Source organism: Paenibacillus sp. FSL R7-0204 (genome assembly GCF_038002225.1).
Taxonomy (GTDB): Bacteria; Bacillota; Bacilli; order Paenibacillales; family Paenibacillaceae; genus Paenibacillus_AQ.
Genome location: NZ_JBBOCA010000001.1, coordinates 308,552 through 327,259, shown reverse-complemented (window position 1 = coordinate 327,259; position 18,708 = coordinate 308,552). Strand labels below are relative to the sequence as shown.

The 18,708-nt window shown below is 45.9% G+C and carries 19 protein-coding genes and 1 pseudogene; 8 read left to right on the top strand and 12 right to left on the bottom strand.

Annotated elements, in window-relative coordinates; genetic code table 11:
- Positions 1–279: 279 nt before the first annotated feature.
- Positions 280–1,140, top strand: a complete 861-nt coding sequence (locus MKX42_RS01530) for a helix-turn-helix transcriptional regulator (RefSeq protein ID WP_340750656.1) — start codon at positions 280–282, stop codon at positions 1,138–1,140.
- 96 nt (positions 1,141–1,236) lie between these two features.
- The gene (locus MKX42_RS01525; protein WP_340750654.1) at positions 1,237–2,034 is read left to right on the top strand and encodes an SDR family NAD(P)-dependent oxidoreductase; all 798 of its coding nucleotides are present in this window, start codon (positions 1,237–1,239) and stop codon (positions 2,032–2,034) included.
- Between the two features lie 236 nt (positions 2,035–2,270).
- On the opposite strand, the gene MKX42_RS01520 is transcribed toward MKX42_RS01525, so the two are convergent.
- Entirely contained in the window at positions 2,271–2,657 is a 387-nt protein-coding gene (locus MKX42_RS01520; protein ID WP_340750652.1) for a discoidin domain-containing protein, read from the bottom strand.
- A gap of 380 nt (positions 2,658–3,037) precedes the next feature.
- Between MKX42_RS01520 and MKX42_RS01515 the strand changes: the two genes are divergently transcribed.
- From MKX42_RS01515 to MKX42_RS01500, 4 genes are all read left to right on the top strand, one after another.
- Positions 3,038–3,577, top strand: coding sequence for a PadR family transcriptional regulator (locus MKX42_RS01515; protein ID WP_339221286.1), 540 nt, complete (start codon positions 3,038–3,040; stop codon positions 3,575–3,577).
- A gap of 11 nt (positions 3,578–3,588) precedes the next feature.
- Positions 3,589–4,407, top strand: coding sequence for an SDR family oxidoreductase (locus MKX42_RS01510; protein WP_340750651.1), 819 nt, complete (start codon positions 3,589–3,591; stop codon positions 4,405–4,407).
- Between the two features lie 85 nt (positions 4,408–4,492).
- Entirely contained in the window at positions 4,493–5,563 is a 1,071-nt protein-coding gene (locus MKX42_RS01505) for a bifunctional transcriptional activator/DNA repair enzyme AdaA (RefSeq protein ID WP_209987165.1), read from the top strand.
- Positions 5,547–6,326, top strand: coding sequence for an isocitrate lyase/PEP mutase family protein (locus MKX42_RS01500; RefSeq protein WP_340750649.1), 780 nt, complete (start codon positions 5,547–5,549; stop codon positions 6,324–6,326). The genes MKX42_RS01505 and MKX42_RS01500 overlap by 17 nt, the downstream gene beginning before the upstream one ends.
- Positions 6,327–6,467: 141 nt before the next feature.
- On the opposite strand, the gene MKX42_RS01495 is transcribed toward MKX42_RS01500, so the two are convergent.
- Positions 6,468–6,803 (bottom strand): winged helix-turn-helix transcriptional regulator, encoded by a 336-nt coding sequence (locus MKX42_RS01495; RefSeq protein ID WP_076085712.1) that lies wholly within the window; start codon positions 6,801–6,803, stop codon positions 6,468–6,470.
- 96 nt (positions 6,804–6,899) lie between these two features.
- Between MKX42_RS01495 and MKX42_RS01490 the strand changes: the two are divergent.
- Positions 6,900–7,043, top strand: a pseudogene (locus MKX42_RS01490) (RidA family protein); the annotation flags it as partial.
- Positions 7,044–7,141: 98 nt separating this feature from the next.
- Here the strand turns inward: MKX42_RS01490 and MKX42_RS01485 are convergent.
- The 10 genes from MKX42_RS01485 to MKX42_RS01440 all read right to left on the bottom strand — a co-directional run bounded on the left by MKX42_RS01485 (position 7,142) and on the right by MKX42_RS01440 (position 18,063).
- The gene (locus MKX42_RS01485) at positions 7,142–7,840 is read right to left on the bottom strand and encodes a transglutaminase-like domain-containing protein (RefSeq protein WP_340750648.1); all 699 of its coding nucleotides are present in this window, start codon (positions 7,838–7,840) and stop codon (positions 7,142–7,144) included.
- Between the two features lie 29 nt (positions 7,841–7,869).
- Positions 7,870–8,601, bottom strand: coding sequence for an AraC family transcriptional regulator (locus MKX42_RS01480; protein ID WP_340750646.1), 732 nt, complete (start codon positions 8,599–8,601; stop codon positions 7,870–7,872).
- Positions 8,602–8,641: 40 nt separating this feature from the next.
- Positions 8,642–9,082 carry a hypothetical protein gene (locus MKX42_RS01475; RefSeq protein WP_340750645.1) on the bottom strand — a complete coding sequence of 147 codons (441 nt, stop codon included), beginning with the start codon at positions 9,080–9,082 and terminating at the stop codon, positions 8,642–8,644.
- Positions 9,083–9,248: 166 nt separating this feature from the next.
- Positions 9,249–11,840, bottom strand: a complete 2,592-nt coding sequence (locus MKX42_RS01470; protein ID WP_340750643.1) for an ABC transporter permease — start codon at positions 11,838–11,840, stop codon at positions 9,249–9,251.
- A complete protein-coding gene (locus MKX42_RS01465) occupies positions 11,837–12,520 on the bottom strand; it encodes an ABC transporter ATP-binding protein (protein WP_076243716.1) in 684 nt (227 codons plus the stop codon). The genes MKX42_RS01470 and MKX42_RS01465 overlap by 4 nt, the downstream gene beginning before the upstream one ends.
- A 24-nt stretch (positions 12,521–12,544) precedes the next feature.
- Positions 12,545–13,483, bottom strand: coding sequence for a VanZ family protein (locus MKX42_RS01460; protein ID WP_340750641.1), 939 nt, complete (start codon positions 13,481–13,483; stop codon positions 12,545–12,547).
- 101 nt (positions 13,484–13,584) lie between these two features.
- Positions 13,585–14,586 (bottom strand): sensor histidine kinase, encoded by a 1,002-nt coding sequence (locus MKX42_RS01455; RefSeq protein ID WP_340750639.1) that lies wholly within the window; start codon positions 14,584–14,586, stop codon positions 13,585–13,587.
- Entirely contained in the window at positions 14,587–15,270 is a 684-nt protein-coding gene (locus tag MKX42_RS01450) for a response regulator transcription factor (protein ID WP_042141824.1), read from the bottom strand. It abuts the gene before it with no gap.
- Between the two features lie 50 nt (positions 15,271–15,320).
- Positions 15,321–17,564, bottom strand: a complete 2,244-nt coding sequence (locus MKX42_RS01445) for a U32 family peptidase (protein WP_340750637.1) — start codon at positions 17,562–17,564, stop codon at positions 15,321–15,323.
- A 163-nt stretch (positions 17,565–17,727) separates the two neighbouring features.
- Positions 17,728–18,063, bottom strand: a complete 336-nt coding sequence (locus MKX42_RS01440; protein WP_339221309.1) for a helix-turn-helix domain-containing protein — start codon at positions 18,061–18,063, stop codon at positions 17,728–17,730.
- A 143-nt stretch (positions 18,064–18,206) separates the two neighbouring features.
- On the opposite strand from MKX42_RS01440, the gene MKX42_RS01435 reads away from it, so the two are divergent.
- Entirely contained in the window at positions 18,207–18,593 is a 387-nt protein-coding gene (locus MKX42_RS01435; protein ID WP_340750635.1) for a hypothetical protein, read from the top strand.
- Positions 18,594–18,708: the final 115 nt, after the last annotated feature.

Sequence of the window (18,708 nt, the reverse complement as noted above, 5' to 3'; positions counted from 1 at the left end):
CCCCCCAATTAGAGCGTCTCGACCAATTTCTTCGAAAATCCCGTGCTATTATCCTCTGTCAGAGTTACAGCTACAGCTATTTTTGTTACACCTTCAGGGACTTTCCCCATGTAGAAATTAATTTTATGAACTTTTGTATTGCCCACTTTCTCGGATGGTAAAAGAGTAGCTACACCCGTTGTTTATGGATGAAACTTTCCTTATCATTGACCTTACTTGAGCGGGTATACTCTATGTATATCACAGTAAAGATGGAACGCTAGAGGAGGCAGCGCCTGTATGGAGAACCACGATTTTTCATCCGCACTGGGGGAATTCATCAAATCGCGCAGACATCGGCTTCAGCCTGAACATGCGGGAATCAAGCCCTTGCCTGGCCGAAGACGTACTCCGGGACTTCGAAGGGAAGAAGTCGCCTATCTGGCCAATGTCAGCGTAACTTATTATACCTGGCTAGAACAGGGCCGGGAGAGGAATCCTTCCCCGGAAATCTTGTCCAACATCAGCCAAGCGCTGCAACTGGATGCAGACGAGCGGAAGCACTTATTTGACCTGGCCGCACCTGATTCAATCAGCTTCAGCATGACCCGGAGTTCAGAACAACCCGATACCGGATTTTTGCAAAACCTTGTGGATCAAATGCGTTATCCTTCTTTCATTGCCAATGAGTTTGCCGATATGATCGTCTGGAATCGGGGAGCGGAGCTCGTTGTCGCGGACTTCAGCCGATTGCCGGAAAGCGAACGAAACATGGTGACGCTGGTGTTTCTGGATCCGGAGTACCCCAAGAGGCTTGACAACTGGGAAGAATTTGCCCGTTTCATGACGGCGTTAATCCGGGCAGGCTTCGACAGCAACAAAAACAACCCCATGTACATGGAACGATATGAGCGTCTTAGACAGAATAGCGAAGACTTCATACGGTTGTGGGAGTGGCATGAGATCAGGCAAAAAAGCTCTGCCCCGGTCCATTATCTCCTTCCAGGCGGACAGGAATTGTCGTTCACGATCCATTGCGCGGCCCTCGACAATAATCCGGGACTGCAATGGTGCTTCTTCGTTCCTACACCCGGTTCGGGAACGGAAGAGCGGCTAGCGGACCTGCTGAAGCAAGACGCCGAAGGGCGGCCGCAAGCTTAGCCTGTTAGTTCCGTTAATAGTAAAGAGGCACAGTGGTTAGCCCCTTCTATCGTTGGTATGATCATAACACGATATCAAGACGAGGGGGGCTGTGTCATGAATACATATTCATATCAGGGCAAGCTGGCAGTGGTCACCGGGGCTTCATCCGGAATTGGCGAAGTGTATGCCGGGGCGCTGGCGGCACGAGGCTGCCATGTCGTACTAGCTGCACGCTCAGAAAAGAAGCTGCAAGCATTGGCCGGCGAAATTCAACGTAAGCATGGGGTGCAGGCCTATGCCCTGCCCTGCGATTTGGCCAAAGCAGGTGCCCCGCGCCAGCTGGCCGAATCCATTGCAGCGCTCGGCCTAACGGTAGATATTCTAATCAATAACGCAGGCATTGGCACGCATGGCCGCTTTGAGGAGATTGATCCAGAGCGCGAGCAGGCGGAAATTATGCTGAACACTGCGGCTCTTGTCGACCTGACGCATCATTTTCTGCCCGGCATGCTGGAACGCAAGGACGGAGTCGTCGTCAACGTGGCTTCAATGGCCGCATTTGCACCTTGCGCCTATTCGGCTGTCTACGGTGCAACCAAGGCTTTCGTGTTATCTTTCTCCGAAGCGTTGTGGGCCGAAACCCGTGGACGCGGGGTGCGCGTCCTTACCCTTTGCCCGGGTGCGACGGATACAGGCTTTTTCGATGCTGTCGGCAACAGGGACATGGCGGCGGGTAGCACATTGTCCACTCCAGAGAAAGTCGTTCAAGCCGGATTTCGCGGGATCGACAAAGGCAGCAGTTATATCGTCGACGGGCGAAATAATCACCTGGCCGCTCAGATGGGCCGTTTTCTTCCCCGGCACAGGGCAGCTATGCTAATGGAACGTGTCTCTCGCCCCAAAGAACATTGAGGAACCCAATTTAGATGCCATTCTCACGCGTTGTTCACCGTAGTGTATCTAAGCATAAAGTACGGTTTGACTCCAAGGGTTACATTTCTATATGAACAAAAGCCTCCTAGCAAGCGAAATTGAAGGGTAATATTAGATATAAAGGAGTGTCCGCACTTAGAGGGTGTCCCAGCCATTTCATGGCTTATGGGACACCCTCTTTTAATCCAAAACCTGCATCCACATACGTCGCAATGTTAGGTTGTAAACCCTGGTCCGTATACCTCAAACTCATAGATTCTTGCCGCAGCATTCGTGGTTTGTGTAGGTACCGTTACGTTAAGCTTAATATATCGGGCCGATACTGCTGTTATATTGTCTGCCGTAATACCGAGCCTATTGTTGGTTACGTTAACCACCGTGTTCCAGTTCGCCCCATCATTACTGACCTGAATATTATACGCTTTCGTGTTATATGAAGTCGTCTCTCCGCCTTCTGCTGCGTGCTTGATGATGAATTGGTTCACTTGCATCACGGAGCCAAGATCAATCTGCAGCCAACGGTTGCTGGACTTGGAGCACCACTTGCTATCATTAATGACGCTGCCTTCCACAGCTTTGGCCGCAGTTGCGAAGCGTTGCACGTACTGCTCCACCGTCGCGGGTCTATTCAATGCTAAATTCGGAGAACTCACTATTATCGTGCACGTAACCTTATTCGCTCCAGATTTCGAGGTTACGATGACCTTCATGCCCGTCTCCAGTGTCGTTGCTTTCGTTATTCCGTCTGCATTGTAAATCTCGAACGTCGGCACTCACCGTGCCGATCGCCGGGGTCAAGGCTAATCGCCGAGCCTCCGTTTGTCTCATAGGTCACGACTAGTTGGTTGGGGCTACCCCCCTTGATCGCCAAAAACAATAAAATTTTATATATCTAATGATAATATATTGACTTGATATATATCTAAGTGATATATTGTGGTCGTGATATACAAATTTCCCTAACCTATAAGGAGGCCAAATTTTGAACAGTCAGGATGTTATTTTAGGCATACTTATGAAAGAAGCGTCGACTGGGTACCAAATAAAACAGTCATTAGAAAATGTATTCTCTAATTTCTATAGTTCCAGTTATGGAACGATCTATCCCACTCTTGCCCGAATGGAAAAGGAGGGGTTAATCACTAAGGAAAATGTGCTCCAGGACGGTAAGCCTAATAAGAATCTTCTAACTATAACGCCTAAAGGCAGAGAATGTTTTAACGCCTATTTACTAGGCCCGCTAGAAGGAGACAGCATCAGGAAATCTGATTTTATGATGAGGCTGTATTTTGGTGAATTCGTCGGATATGACAAGGTGATTGTGTGGTTGAAGCAAGCCCAAGAGGCATCAAACACCAAATTAGATCAATTACTTGAGCAATATTCGCTTTATAAAGATGAAATGCATCCAGCACAGATCATCTGCATCCAAATCGGGATAGAAGAATACAAGGCTAAACTTACAACCATTGCTGAGGGATTGGTAAGCCTGGAGAAGTTAGTGCAAGAGCAGAATTTATAGGAGGAATGGATATGAACACAATTTTTATCACGGGTGCTTCATCAGGCATTGGGAGAGCTACAGCAAAGCATTTTGCTGAAAAAGGATGGAACGTAGTTGCCACGATGCGTTCACCTGAACAAGAAACTGAGTTTATTACACTGGATAATGTGTTGATACTAAGGCTTGATGTTGAACAATCAGATACTATTCAAACTGCGTTAACAGAAGCGATTGAGCGGTTCGGTACTATTGATGTTCTTCTCAATAATGCTGGATATGGAACAATGGGTCTGATAGAAGCCGCTACGGAGGAGCAGATTAGAAGACAGTTTGAAGTGAACGTTTTTGGTCTGATCCGTATGACTAAAGCCATGCTGCCACATTTCCGATTGAATCAAAAAGGGATGCTGATCAACATCTCTTCTATGGGTGGGAGAGTGACCTTCCCTACGATGTCTTTATATCATTCGTCCAAGTTTGCAGTAGAGGGTTTTTCTGAGTCCGTCTCTTATGAATTAGCATCACAAAACATCAAAGTAAAGTTGATTGAACCCGGTGCTATTCATACGGACTTCGGTGGAAGGTCCATGGAATTCTTTTATAATGATGATTTAACAGACTACAAGCTATTTACTGCTGCGTTTCGCACGAAATTGGGTGAGATGGAAAAACAAACGTCCTACGCCTCCCCTCCAGAAATCGTTGCCGAAACCATATACCAAGCGGCCACAGACGGTACAAATCAATTCCGGTATATTGTTGGAGAGGATGCAAAGATGCTCATTCAGATGAAAGAAAATACGGATGAAGAAGAGTATTTAACTAATATCGCCCAGCATTTTGCTTGAAAAGAGAATACGTGCCTGATTTTCGGCTATGGACGCTGTTAGCAGGAGGTATACTATACTCATCCTGAAACATGCAGGTGTGATCATGATTCAAAATGAGGAACGCAAATTGGAGTATTATAAAGCCCTTATCGAGAAAAAGTCTGACTATGAAGGTGTCTTCTATGTGGGAGTCACCTCCACCGGCGTATTTTGCCGACCTACTTGTCCAGCCAGGAAGCCAAAGTACGATAACTGCGAGTTCTACGAGACAGCGCAGCAGGCACTTCTAGCCTCCTTCCGCCCATGCCAGCGCTGCCGGCCCTTGTCCCACCCGAATCATGTCTCCGATATCGTCCGGCTACTGGTCGAGGCCGTTGAGCAAAACCCGGAGAAGCGGTGGAAGGGACAAGACTTCAAGGCATTATCCATTGACGAATCGACCGCCCGCCGTCAATTTAAAAAGCGCTTTGGCATGACATTCGTTGAATATGCCAGGTCCCGTCGAATGGGACTGGCCTTGAAGAGCATCCGGTCGGGGGGAAAGATTATTGATACACAATTAGCTTCTGGCTACGATTCCAGCAGCGGATTCCGTGACGCCTTCTCCCGCATTATGGGCGCAACGCCTACGCGGTTAGATGATAGCCTTATTCTTAGGGCATCCTGGCTGGACACGCAACTCGGCCCTATGATGGCAATAGCGGATGACAATGAGCTATATCTCCTGGAATTCGTAGATCGCCGAGGTCTAGAACGTGAGGTCGAACGGTTAAGGACAAGACTTCAAGCGGCAATTATACCAGGACAGACCACCCCTATTCAGTCTATCGAGAATGAACTAAGCCAGTATTTTGAAGGAATGTTAACCGAATTTAAGACCCCTCTCCATCTAATGGGATCGCCATTTCAGAAGAGTGTGTGGGAACAGTTACAGAAGATTCCAGCGGGCGAAACAAGCTCTTACGCCGATATCGCACTGGCGCTTGGCAAGCCCACCGCATATCGTGCGGTAGCACAAGCGAATGGGGCCAATCAACTGGCGATCGTCATTCCCTGTCATCGCGTAATTAACGTCAGTGGTGAACTCGGCGGGTATGGCGGTGGAGTCGCACGCAAAGAATGGCTGCTAAATCATGAGAAAACCGGGGGTTCAAAAAATGAACAATCAACTTGAACAGGCACAGAAGTTACACGATCTGCACAGAAGCGGCAATCCGCTAGTCCTTGTCAATGCCTGGGACGCAGGAAGCGCGCAAATTATTCAAGGAGCAGGGGGCCAAGTCATTGCCACCGGCAGCTGGTCTGTAGCTGCTGCACATGGATACGAGGATGGAGAGAAGCTTCCTTTCGACCTCGTTCTATCCAATCTTCAGCGGATAAGCAATAGCGTAGATCTGCCCATTACAATTGATATAGAAGGCGGTTATGGATCATCTCCCGAAATGATCAAGAACAATGTGCTAAAGATCATCGGGTGTGGAGCCGTAGGAGTCAATCTTGAAGATCAAAAGATCCATGAGCCGGGATTATACGCCATAGATGAGCAAGCCTTGCGTATCGCAGCTGTGCGGGAAGCCGCTGAGCATACTTCGATTCCCCTTTTTATTAATGCTCGAACTGATGTCTTCTTAGAGACACCAACAGATGAGCATGACGAGGCTCACTTGGATGCTGTCCTTCAAAGGGTACATGCCTATACAGAGGCCGGAGCTCACGGAATTTTTGTGCCGGGTTTGTGTAACGAGAGGCTGATCGAGAAATTATGCCAGCAGTCTTCAATCCCTGTTAATGTTATGATTTCCTCGGACTCACCCCCACTCCAGAAGCTGGCATTATTAGGCGTCGCTCGCATCAGTTACGGCCCGCATCCGTACTTGATCTTGATGGATGCTTTAAAACAAGCTGCTGTGAGAGCCCTAGCATTACAGGAATTGTGAATGAGGCAGGACTAATTAATCTGGTACCCTTTCCATACACTTTATAAATTGGAACTTCTATGTTGTCTATGAAATCCCCAGCCCTAGCTGGTAGCCCGTGCCCATGGGTATGATTTTGGCGCTAATGTGAATGTAGGAACCTCACCGATTCTGTGCTCCCCACTCGCACAGCTGCTCCAACACAGGTAGAAGGGTCTGCCCTTTCGGTGTCAGCGAATACTCCACTTTGGGCGGAATCTGCGGATACTCCACGCGCTTCACCAGCCCGTCAGCCTCCAATTCCTTAAGCTGCGCGCTGAGAACCTTGTAAGTCACCGCTCCGAGCTGTCTCTGCATTTCGTTGAACCGAATCGAGGGTTTGGCGGACAGCAGATACAGAATCGCCATCTTCCACTTCCCGCCGATCACCGACATCGTATAACCGAATGGTGTGTCTTGGATCACCGTCTCCTTGCCCTTCAAATCAGAAATGCCCATATTCACGCTATCCTTTCGGATAGTAGCCCACTTGTTTGTGCGTACTATCCCTTTATTTTCGCTCAGTCTATAATAGCTTTACTTTGAAGTAAAGGGGCGCAGGAGCACGGGGAAACCGCGATCGGACTGTTCAAAAAGTATGTCGGAGAGCATCGGCCGGCGGGGAGCATGATCGGGGTGACTTACCTGGCATTTCCGGAACAGTGGGTAGAGGTTCGGGCTGTGGCTCATGTAGGTTAAGAAAAAAGAGGGGACCTCCTAACCTTTGATCGCAAATACGATGGCGCGGGGCTAAGTCGTCGGGTATTGAGGATGGTCCTTAAAACCGTTAGCTTATCTTACCCCCGCCTGATGTGATCGACGTTCCGGTTCATCAGATGCCGGACCATCCTGCTATAGATTATTTTCTTGAACGGGCTGAGCCCTTGCGGATGACCCGTGAAGAAGGCATCGGGGCTGTCGTAAATCCCGAAATCCTGAACGATGCCTTCTTTTTGCACATAGGTATCATTTTCGTTCCAATAGATCTCCGGCTTTTGAAAATTATCGGTCGCAACGCCATAACCGCAAAATGAACCCGTACACTGTTCGAATTTTTGCTGAAGCTTGGTCAAATAGGGGACATCCAGTATAAATCCCTCAATATTCAACCACTTATCTTCATATAGCACTTCAACCCAGCTATGAATGATCTCCTGGGGGGATAATCGGTAATACCACCCTTTCATTGCCCCCTTTTGCAGCTTCTTGTCGATGGCAAATCCATGCATACGGCATGGCACGCCCACAGCCCTTAGCAGCGCCATAAACAGCACTCCCTTTGTATTACACTGACCGTAGCCATCCTGCAATACTTCCGATGCCGGAATATCATCCGCCCGGTTATAGCCGAAGCGGATTTCGTCACGAACGTAGTTATAGATGCCGAGAATTTGGTCCTTCCTGGACATCGAATCCCACTGGCGGCTGTGAACAATTTGCTGGATTAACGGGTGAGAATAGTTCAACAATTCGGTTTCCTTCAAGTATGCACTCATGGAACACACCTCCTGCACCCATTGTAAGGTTAATGCAGGCAAGAAACTTTTAAAAAGACGCTATCTTTGCGAATACCCTTCGCCGTCATTCCCAGCAATTGCTTGCTGGTGGCGGCTAAATGGGACGGACTGTCAAATCCTGCGGCCATAGCCGCATCCGTGATGCTGAGCCCCTCAAAAATGAAATAGGTTGCCTTCTGCAGCTTGTGCAGCACCATGTACCCGCTAAGCGATATGCCAGTATTTTCTTTAAAGAGGTGCGACAATCTGCTGTTGGATAAACCAAATTGCCGGGCAAATTGACTGATGGAGTGTTCGGAGTCGGTGCAATCTTTGATGAGCTGAATACACTCTCTTATTCTCGGATCAACAATAGCAGTATTCACCTGTTGTACGCCCAATAGCATCATGAGTTGTCCCAGAAAAGAACGATAGCTGTCCGGGTCCTTAACGCCAGCATACTCTTTACGCACAAATTCGCGAATGCTCTTCATCATTCCTTGCGGAAACATATGAACCTGCTGCCCCGCCAGAAGCCGCTTAAAGCTTGCAGCCATCTCAGAGGTGCTGTCTATCAGAAGGAGCATCAACGGGTGTCCTGCTTCTTTTAAGCGATGAACGACATTCGAATTGATAATGATCCCTGGACCACTCAAGCTTTGCCCTGCCACCTCAATGTCAAATTCGCCTGTTAATGAGATCGTCACCTGTAAAAAAGAATGCCGGTGCTCTTCCGCATCAATCGAATCTGACACCACCATCAAGTGATGCTCCGCTCCATATAAATTCATCATGTTCTAATCACGGAAAATCCAGCTCATCATCGATGACACGGAATATCTCCCTACTCCGCACCGGATAACGGGCATCTAGTTCCTCCCACTTCCGCTTCGGTAAAATCAAAAATTCGTGCGTATCGGAAAGATACGAGGCCTCAAACAGTCGAATTTCGTATTTGTCCCGGATCAGCTCCTGAAAACCGCGAATCGTGATATAACGATCATTTCCGATAAAGGTAAGCGCAATCGAATGCATTTGTCCATTGTAGGTAACATCCAGTCCTTTGTCCGTAGGCGTCACCTCGACCGTTTCATCGGGAAGCTGTTTACCGAACAATCGAACGATCTCCTCGTCCTCTTCTCTCCAATCTATGATGACGCTGTTCGCAAAAGAAAATTGCTGCAGCTGTTGCTCATCTCCTTCGAGTAGCAATGTCAGCTCGCTGTCGCTTGGCATTCTCATCCCCGTATCCTCCTTGTGTTCATATCAGGCCCAAACCAAATGCTCTACAACTTGGTAGAATCTTATTTTTGCATAATCAATCTCTGATACACCATAGGATTGGCAGGCTGTAGTCACCGTGTGTGAATACTAAATCTTCTTTACAGAACTTCCTAAACGCCAAAAATCATATATTCTCTTGCTTTAATGCATCAATAATATTCTCCTTTTTTATTTTAGCTCCGGAATAAACAACCGCAGAGCTGACAATGACAAATACACACACAATGACAGACAGAATGCTCATCCAGGGCAGGGTGAACCCATAGCTGAATTTGTTCGCAAATGCTTTATAGATCAGAACCATCACGGCGAAACTGACAGGAAGACCATACAAGAGCGACTTGACCCCATAAAAAACACTCTCATAGTTCAGCATTTTTGCAAACCCCTTTGGCGTCGCGCCTACGGATTTCAGCATCGCAAATTCCCGTTTGCGAAGAGCCAGCCCTGTTGAGATCGTATTGAAGATGTTCGCAACGGAAATCGCAGAGATTAATACGATGAAACCGTAAGAAAAGACGTTCATCAGCAGAATCTGTTGTTCTTCTCTTATTCTGGATTGATATACATTGTAGACATTCAGATTGGTCTCATTCATCGCTTCAATTTCCTGCTGCGTTTTCACCGATTCCGTGCTTTTCAAATGGAGGTACATCGAAGCGTTAGCCAGCTCCTCGCTGTCTGCCAGCCGATTCATGACGCGTTCCGACACGATCATATTTAACCCGCCTACGCCTACCGGGCTCATCCCCATCGGTGCCTTATCCGTCAATGCGGCAACTATCACTTTATTTGCCTTCGTTTCTTCCCCGCTCTCATTAAAAAAACTCGTTAGCTCGATATGTTGACCGATATTCGCATATATGGACTTCGTCTGAATATATTTACCCGTATCTATATCTTTGTAATGAATCGTATCCATCACGATTGCGGCGGGATGATCCAGATCCGTAAGCTGTTCGTAATCTGCGTGGGCCGCTCTGGCATAGGCTTGCAGGCTCGAATCATTCAGTGCATAGAGCTTAATTTCGTAAGGGTATTTCCCGTCTTGCAGCATACTTTTATCCTGCTTAACCTTCTCTTGCAACTCGTCGGCGATGCTTGCTGCATCGACCCAAGCGTTCCTGACTAACTCATGACTGACGCTATATTCCGTAACGCCATCCAGAGATACAAGCGATTGCATCAACCGGTCATCTAGTCTTTCGCCATTACTGGACGACACTTCAATATCGTAATTGATGCCTTCCAGCGACAATGCCAGAGATTGTGTCAGGCCAGTCGTGAAAAACGATATCGTCAAAAACAAAACGATGCTGATGACAAGCGAAAAAAGAATAACATGATATCTTCGTTTGTTCCTTTTTAAGTTTTTCAGCCCGATTTCTGCTTCGATTCCGAAGAGCTTACGAATGATCTTCGGCGTCTTCACTGCTTTGGCCGTAAGCTTTACGTCAGTGGTTTGGCGAATCGCGTCCATGGGAGATACCCTGGATGCTTTAACCGCCGGGAGATACACCGAAACGAAAATCGTCAGCATCGAAACAAGACAAGTAATCAAGAGCAATAACGGCGTGACGATAAGCCTCAGCTTTTCACTAGTCCATAATGCCCCTTCAATCATTGTGTTCATGAACGAAAAGGTGATTCCGATTCCGGCAAGACCGCATAAGATGCCAATGGGAATGCTGATCAAACCAATGACGATACCTTCAAAAAATACGGAATTTCGCTTCTGCCTTTTCGTCGCCCCCACGCTCGCGAGCATCCCTAAATGGCGGGAACGTTCCGAGACGGATATCGCAAAAGCGTTATAGATGAGTCCAACCGCGCCAATTATAATGGCCCCCATAATGATTGCCGATAATGAGAACATCATGCTGGATGAGGCTCCGCTGCTGGACAAGCCATAATAACGAAGCAAATCGTTATTATATTGGACAGTGTCAATTTGGTTTTTCTCAGCCAGCTTCTCCGCATGTGCGAACAAGAACGGATTGGCCTGCTGCAAGACCACCGACGCATCGACCTGATCGTCCCCTCCGATGATATGATCATCGACATAGCTAATGATCGTATAAGCCGGGGCCCAAGCCGTTTCCGACACCGGACGTTTAATGAAGCCTACCACCGTATAATCCCTAATTATGCTATGCTGTAATGTCTCGGTCAATGTGCCGTCTTTCCTGCGCAGCGGTTCCGTCTGATCCAGGGGATGATCGCCCCCTTGTTTGAATCGGTCGCCGACGCGAAGCGTTAGACGGTCGCCGATTTCGTACTTCACTTTGCCATTTGTTGCAACAGACTCGGAGATCACAACCTCCTTGTCCGTGTGCGGAAGACGCCCCTTGCTTATTTCAATCTGAAATTGTGTGAACCCTTGCACATCATATTCCTTAATGAACAAGTACGGCTTATTGGAATTTTGTCCCCCTTCTAATGGGGCATACCCAAGGTCTCTTGTGATTGCAACCGTTTTGGTTGCATCATCGCCCTTTATCGCCGCAAGCTGTTCCTTGGTTATATCTTGATACTGAACATGCCACTCCCCTGTATCTGTGATCGTTTGTCTGATCATTAAATCCGCAAAGGAAAAAATAAGCGTAATGACAGCGGTCATCATGGATACCGAAATAATTACGCCAAGAATAGTCACAAGTGTTCGTCTCTTGTTCTGCTTCAGATGCCGGATGGTTAATGTATTGACAATATTCATCGCCTTATCACCTCGTCTTTGGCAATCCTCCCATCTTCAATTGAAATGATTCTGTCGGCTTGCAGGGCGATCCGTTCGTCATGCGTGATTACGAGCAGGGTCTGATGATAGGTCTTATTCAGCATTTTCAATAAATCGACGATCTCGCTGCTATTCCTGCTGTCCAGATTCCCGGTGGGTTCGTCGGCCAGCATGATCGCAGGATTGCCGATGATCGCCCTGCCAATCGAGACACGCTGCTGCTGTCCACCGGATAGCTGATTCGGCAGATGGTTTAATCGATGCTGCAAATTCAACGTATTCACAAGATCAGCCAACTGCTTTTGATCTACCTTTTGTTGATCCAGCAAGAGCGGCAGCGTAATATTCTCTTCCACAGTCAGGACGGGAAGCAGATTGAAAAACTGGTAGATCAGCCCGATTTGCCTGCGTCTGAAGATGGCCAGCTGCGTTTCGTCCAAGGTATACATATCCGTATCCTGAACATACACTTTCCCGCCAGTCGGTCGATCCACACCGCCCAGCATATGAAGGAGTGTCGATTTCCCCGATCCGGAAGGTCCGATAATTACGACGAATTCACCTTTTTGGACCGAAAAGGAAACATCATCAAGCGCCTTCACCGCCGATTCGCCTGTGCCGTATATTTTGGACAAATTTTCAATGGTTAAAATCTCCATTTCCATCCCTCCTTCCCTAGAAGCTCAATTCCAGTTATATACCATCTCTCTATATCCAACATCCCAAAGGATTTCATTCCCCTCAATGGTTATCTTAAGCTCATTAGCCCCGGTGAGATGAAGGATCCTATTGTCCGGCTCATGGAGCTGATCTTCTGCAGATACAGACAGGAGCTCATGCCCGTCCACGGTAACCTTAAGGCTGCCCTGAAAATCCTTATGATCAGGAATTCCATAATTCAAGCTAAGATACAGATCACTCTTATTGCCTAGCGAATACGTATATGTTTCCTTCTTTTTACCTTCGATGCCATACACATTATATTGGGGTGTCACGTCTTGACCGCCAATCTTAAGACTGTCCTGTTTGGTTCCCGTTACTCGATTTCCGGTACTATCTTCCCATTCGTTTATCGCTACAAAAGGGGCCAACTCTTTGGTGAACACTTGATCAACTACTCCGAAGACCCCCCACACGCCGAGCATTAAGACAGCACCGGCAATTCCCGTAGCAGTGATATTTCTCCAGTAGTTTTTTGTACGGAAGCCAATCTGGTACGCCCCGAATCCAATAGCAGCGCCCAATGAGTTCTTTATGACGTCGTTCGTGTCAAAGCTGCCGAGGAATGTTAGTGCCTGGATGGTCTCCACCACAAGAATGGACAGGATAAACCCTGTCATGAAGCGAACAAAGCTGGTGCGGTATAACAGCGGAAACAGTATGCCCAAAGGTATGAAGGCTGCAATATTTCCAATACCCACCAAGTCCATCAGTGTAGGATGTAGAAGATCGGAAAGACCCGGCACCCTAAAAAAATCGTCCGGCAAAAAAATAAAGGTGTACTGACTGGTTTGATCTACAGTATCCGCTCTGCCGAAAGCAAAAAACATAAAATAAAGAATAATCAGGGCGTAGCCTATCGTGATAATAAAAGTAATCTTGCGTTGCTGGTTCATTTGCATGGTTGTACCTCCATTGTTCATCTGATAAATATCATTTTAACTGTCCAAAATGACTTTACAGTGACGTTGGAGGTGACAGTTCAGTCACTTACGGAATGCTGTTAAATCACATGCTTATAAAATTTGATCCGAAACTCTGTACCCCTCCCGCTGTCGCTCGTTACATCAATCACGCCGTTCTGGCTTGCAATGATGCTGTGAGCCATCGCAAGCCCTATACCGATGCTTCCTTCATTTGCATTTTTTCCTTTATAAAAACGTTTGAAAATATAAGGCAAATCCTCTTTCGGAATGCCCTCTCCGTTGTCAGCAATAACGATTTCCGTGTATAACACGTTGTCGGAAAATGTGATGGTAATCGCACCGCCCTCAGGTGTATGCTCCACTCCATTTTTCAAAATATTGATAACCGCTTCAGCAGTCCAACGGAAATCGCCGGCAAAAGAGACGTTGTCATCCCCTGTGATGGAAACGGTCTGTCCTTTAATATCCATCGGAATCATAACCGGCTCCAGTGCCTTTTGGATTAAGGTTCTCATGTGTATTCGATCTTTTTTGAACGGGATAGTTCCCGCTTCCATTTTCGCTAGCTTTAATAAGGATGAAACAAGCCAATCGATCCGTTCAAGCTGAATGCGAATATGATGGGTGAACTCCGTTCTTTTGAGTGGAGGCAGATCAGGGGCGCTTAACAGATCTGCCATGACTGTCATAGAGGTGATCGGTGTTTTGAGCTGATGTGAAATATCGGAGATGGCATCGGTCAGTTGAAGCTTATCCCGCTGCAATAGCGAACGATGCTCGGAGAGCATGCGTGTCACCTTGTAAATATCATTCTTTAAGATGCTAAGCTCACCTTCTTGATTATCGCGAGGGTCAAGGGAGGCCAGGCCGCTGCTAATCTCCCGCAAATAGACGGACAGCTTCTCTAGCTCGTAATATCTCCGTTTTGTGAATAATACAGCTGTGCCGGTAAGCAGCACGGATACAATAATAACCAGGGCTGCGGTGACAGACGAAATGAAAGCAGCAATGCCGATCGCCGATAAGCTGATCGAACCCATGACGAGTAATAATATTTGATTTTCCCGATTGCGCAGCATCTAATCACCAACCTTATAGCCTAAACCGCGTACCGTTTTGATCAGAGCCGGCTGCTCTGGATTATCCTCCAGCTTTTCCCTTAGCCTTTTGATATAAACCGTTAACGTATTGTCATTCACGAAGTCGCCGGCCACGTCCCAGATTTGCTCCAAGAGCTGATTCCTGGTGAGGACCTGTCCAACGTGGTTGCCAAAGATCAGCAATAAGCGGTATTCCAGAGCGGTTAGCGAAATTTCGGCACCGTTTTTATATACTTTGCCTTCCAGCGTATGGATGCGCACATTGTCAATGTCGATGACCGCTCCGGCATGGGACAGCTTCTGGTATCTCCGCAAGACGGACTTGATCCGGGAGAGAAGCTCACGAACCCGAAAAGGTTTGGTAATGTAATCATCGGCTCCCATATCGAGTCCCATCACGACATTGACCTCATCATCAATCACTGTTAAGAAAATGACCGGGATATCCCGTCGTTCCTTCACCATCTTGCATAATTCATAGCCCGTTCCGTCTGGAAGCTGTAAATCGAACAGGCACAAAGTGAACTGATCGATGTCTTCGGCGAGCACCTTTCGGGCTGAAGCGGCATCATGGCAGAGAACAGTCCAATAACCCTCTTGCTGCAGCGAATATTCCAGTCCCGACGCGATCGTCTTATCATCTTCAACTAATAATATTTTCATCTGAAGGTCATCCTTATGATTGATTTTAGAACATTTAATGAATTCCACGACTACACAATCTCTTTATTATAATGCCCTCTTGTGTCTGTTTCCTGATTGAAGGCCGCATTATTCATCGAGTTATTTAATTTGCCTGAGGCCATATTAATGACTTCCACAACCTGCTCTTTAGATTCAACTGTGAAGTTTAATCGGAGCGCCTCGATTCCTTTGAGGTTTGGCAGCTCATCCAACAGATTAAGCGTCTTCCCATTAAGAATAGTCGCTGTACAATCCTCATGGGAAAGGATAGGGAACGTTCCTTGCTCATCTTTTAACTCATAGCTCTTCGTTCTGCAAATTCTGCATTGATTCATTTTTCTCATCGGACAATATTTGGTGAATATCAACGGAGCCTTGCCATACACAATCATTTCCAGCGCAGGATAGCCGTCATTTTCTTCAACATAGGCATTTATTACATCTTCAATTTGGCTCTTATTCATTTCATAAGATAAAGTGACTCGTTTGGCACCTAATTTATATAGTTCATAGCAGCTAGTAGCATTAATAACATTTAGAGAATAGTCCGTAACGAACGGATTTGTTCCTTTGTAGTGATGAATCCCGCCATATCCTCCGATCAGCAGCTGTCCTTCTTTTTCCTCATAATCATTCTGATTTCTTCTAACCACATTGTCAAAATAAATTTCCTTAATTCCATAGCTCACGCAAGCATCATACTGTTCCTGATTCGTTACAGAGGCCGTAAGGTATGGTTGTTCAGGGGCAAAGCTTATTTTTTCTTTTGCTTTCACAGCCTTGGTTCTTTTCTGCTGGCTGTTAAGCTTTAAGTCATACAAGCCCAGTACAATATCTCTTCTTGCTGCATTTAACAGTTTAGCTGGAATAAAAGCATTGCCTTCCTCATAATCGACATGATTAAGCTCGAATATCGAATCATTTAATCTGGAGAATTGCTTGATGACCTGGTCTTTGGTTGTTGGATTATTAATGGCTTCGCCTAGTATTTCCTCGCTTTCATAGGAATAGTTAAAGCCTAAGCCCTCCGCCTCTATGACAAGCTTTGAATCTGGATATGCATATACTCTAAGATCCAGGTCAAACCGCTTAAATTCTTTTTCCAGTGAGGCTTCTAATTCTTTGTGATAGAAATAATCCTTCGTTTTATAGACTATATCTCCCACAGACAACTTTTCTTTGACTTTGATATAGCAGACATCATCTGCTTTGTTGATTAAGTCGCCATTTTTATCGTATAGTTTGGCAATCGCTAAATTAACATCTTCATTGTTATGACTTATCCGGATGGTATCGTTTTGATTTAAAGTACGTGTAAGCGTTATTTCATACCTGTCTTTCTCAATCTTGGTGATGGTTCCAATTTCATAACCAAAGTTATTAGGTCTTGAGATGTTCGTAATATTTCTCCGGTCTTCGTGAAACAAATATCCTTTAGTAAATGTCCGATTGAATGTTTTTTTCAGATTTTCTTTATCTTCTTCGGTGATTTTATGATCTAAGGCCATGCGATATTTGGATACAACATTAGCCACATACGTAGGTGCTTTCATTCTACCCTCTATTTTTAAAGAATCGATTTCTTTCAAATCATGGATGTAATCGATTGTGTTTAAGTCCTTAGTAGATAGAATATAGCTTTTCCCTAAAGAGGTATCTGTTGTCTTATCCATTAGCTCATACTCCTTACGGCATGAACCCACACATCTTCCGCGATTTGCGCATCGATTGCCGAGTAATCCTGACATTAGACAGTTTCCCGAATACGATACACATAACGCACCGTGAACGAAAATTTCTAAAGGGATGTCAGCTACTCTTTTGATCTCTTTTACTGTTTCAATCTTAACCTCACGGGACAGAACCACTCTTTTCGCACCAAGTTCTTTAAACAATAAAGTTCCGTCTACATCGTCTATTCCCATCTGAGTGGAACAATGTGCTTCCATATCATGAAAGTTTTTAACGATATAATCGAAGGCCGTCAGGTCCTGGACGATAATGCCATCCACACCGATTTCATTTAATTCGTGTATCTGCTCTTTCATCTCTTCCACTTCGTTTTCGAACACGATGGTATTCATGGCAACATAGATTTTAACGTCCCTCAGGTGCGCATACGTAACAGCCTCTTTTAACGTTTCCAAGTCAAAATTAGATGAATACGCGCGTGCACCAAATTTTTGCATCCCTAAGTATACCGCATCACAACCATTGGATATTGCAGCTTTCAAAGCTTCCATATTGCCTGCTGGCGCTAATAATTCAGTCATAGATTATCCTTACCTCCTACTTCTTTTAACCGCTCAAACTTAGCACCATTGATCATAAAATAAGAAACTACATTTAAGCTACGGCAAATAGCACAAACCAATGGCTTGCGCTTTTGTTCTAACAACCTTATTTGCCTTGAGAGGCTTGTCTCATGATTATTCTTTATAATAATTCCTTCAGTACATTTTTAGCCACGCGTACCTTCTCCTCATTGGCCTCACGGAGCATGCCTACAATATCCTGAATATCACGCTCTGCTGCGGTAACCATGAACTCTTCATCCTGGTACGCAAACAATTGAATGATATTCACCTCAAGTGATTCTGAAATCTTATGTAAATTCAATAAAGAAACGTTCTTCTCCCCACGTTCAATCTGCCCTATGTATGAAAAATGAAATCCACCCTTCTCCCCAAGTGCCTCCTGCGACAGTCCCCGCTCTTTCCGAAGAGCACGAATCCGGGCTCCGACCTGCTTCAATATTTCCTTATCCATCACCGTATTCACCTCTCCATGTCCAAAGTGTAGACAAGTTTCTTAAAGGTAAACACCAATTAATAGATATTATTATTTATTATAATACTTATAGGTATTATAATAGGTGTAATACTTTTCCAAATATGCTATGGGGGGCTTTCACTATGGGAAGAAGCTTGCAAGAGAAAATTAACGACTATACAAGTCTAGCCCGTTATCACATGAAGTTAGCTCATATTATGAGAAATCACAAGCAATACAAGACTGCGTTCTTTCTTTGTCATTCATCCCTTATCTCCATGATTCGTGCGTTATACATCTATGAGCATAAGACAGAGTTCGGTTCAGAGATATCATTAAATGATCTGTTACTCCTGATACATACCGACTATCACCCCGGGCTTGAGATTGTGGTGTTTGTAGGGGAATTGAATTATATCGTTAACGGGGAGGGGAAGGAGTTAGAAATGATAAAAGACGGGGATATGAAGAGAGTGATGAGACGGGCGGGTGAGGTTTTAGAGGAGTTGTGTTGGAGGATGAGGAGGTAAAGAGAGGTTATTATAGCAAGGAAAATACCTTTTTGCACTGATGTGAATTTACTATCCATATACAACGAATGCGACACCATCTTCCTTCCGTGGGATGTGACGGAAATGTTCCACT

What these genes read in the sequence shown, in the direction of transcription:
- MKX42_RS01530 (WP_340750656.1), top strand. Translation starts at nt 280, where the DNA reads ATGGAGAACCACGATTTTTCATCCGCACTGGGGGAATTCATCAAATCG.
- MKX42_RS01525 (WP_340750654.1), top strand. Translation starts at nt 1,237, where the DNA reads ATGAATACATATTCATATCAGGGCAAGCTGGCAGTGGTCACCGGGGCT.
- MKX42_RS01510 (WP_340750651.1), top strand. Translation starts at nt 3,589, where the DNA reads ATGAACACAATTTTTATCACGGGTGCTTCATCAGGCATTGGGAGAGCT.
- MKX42_RS01505 (WP_209987165.1), top strand. Translation starts at nt 4,493, where the DNA reads ATGATTCAAAATGAGGAACGCAAATTGGAGTATTATAAAGCCCTTATC.
- MKX42_RS01500 (WP_340750649.1), top strand. Translation starts at nt 5,547, where the DNA reads ATGAACAATCAACTTGAACAGGCACAGAAGTTACACGATCTGCACAGA.
- MKX42_RS01495 (WP_076085712.1), bottom strand. Translation starts at nt 6,803, where the DNA reads ATGGGCATTTCTGATTTGAAGGGCAAGGAGACGGTGATCCAAGACACA.
- MKX42_RS01485 (WP_340750648.1), bottom strand. Translation starts at nt 7,840, where the DNA reads ATGAGTGCATACTTGAAGGAAACCGAATTGTTGAACTATTCTCACCCG.
- MKX42_RS01480 (WP_340750646.1), bottom strand. Translation starts at nt 8,601, where the DNA reads ATGGTGGTGTCAGATTCGATTGATGCGGAAGAGCACCGGCATTCTTTT.
- MKX42_RS01475 (WP_340750645.1), bottom strand. Translation starts at nt 9,082, where the DNA reads ATGAGAATGCCAAGCGACAGCGAGCTGACATTGCTACTCGAAGGAGAT.
- MKX42_RS01470 (WP_340750643.1), bottom strand. Translation starts at nt 11,840, where the DNA reads ATGAATATTGTCAATACATTAACCATCCGGCATCTGAAGCAGAACAAG.
- MKX42_RS01465 (WP_076243716.1), bottom strand. Translation starts at nt 12,520, where the DNA reads ATGGAGATTTTAACCATTGAAAATTTGTCCAAAATATACGGCACAGGC.
- MKX42_RS01460 (WP_340750641.1), bottom strand. Translation starts at nt 13,483, where the DNA reads ATGCAAATGAACCAGCAACGCAAGATTACTTTTATTATCACGATAGGC.
- MKX42_RS01455 (WP_340750639.1), bottom strand. Translation starts at nt 14,586, where the DNA reads ATGCTGCGCAATCGGGAAAATCAAATATTATTACTCGTCATGGGTTCG.
- MKX42_RS01450 (WP_042141824.1), bottom strand. Translation starts at nt 15,270, where the DNA reads ATGAAAATATTATTAGTTGAAGATGATAAGACGATCGCGTCGGGACTG.
- MKX42_RS01445 (WP_340750637.1), bottom strand. Translation starts at nt 17,564, where the DNA reads ATGACTGAATTATTAGCGCCAGCAGGCAATATGGAAGCTTTGAAAGCT.
- MKX42_RS01435 (WP_340750635.1), top strand. Translation starts at nt 18,207, where the DNA reads ATGGGAAGAAGCTTGCAAGAGAAAATTAACGACTATACAAGTCTAGCC.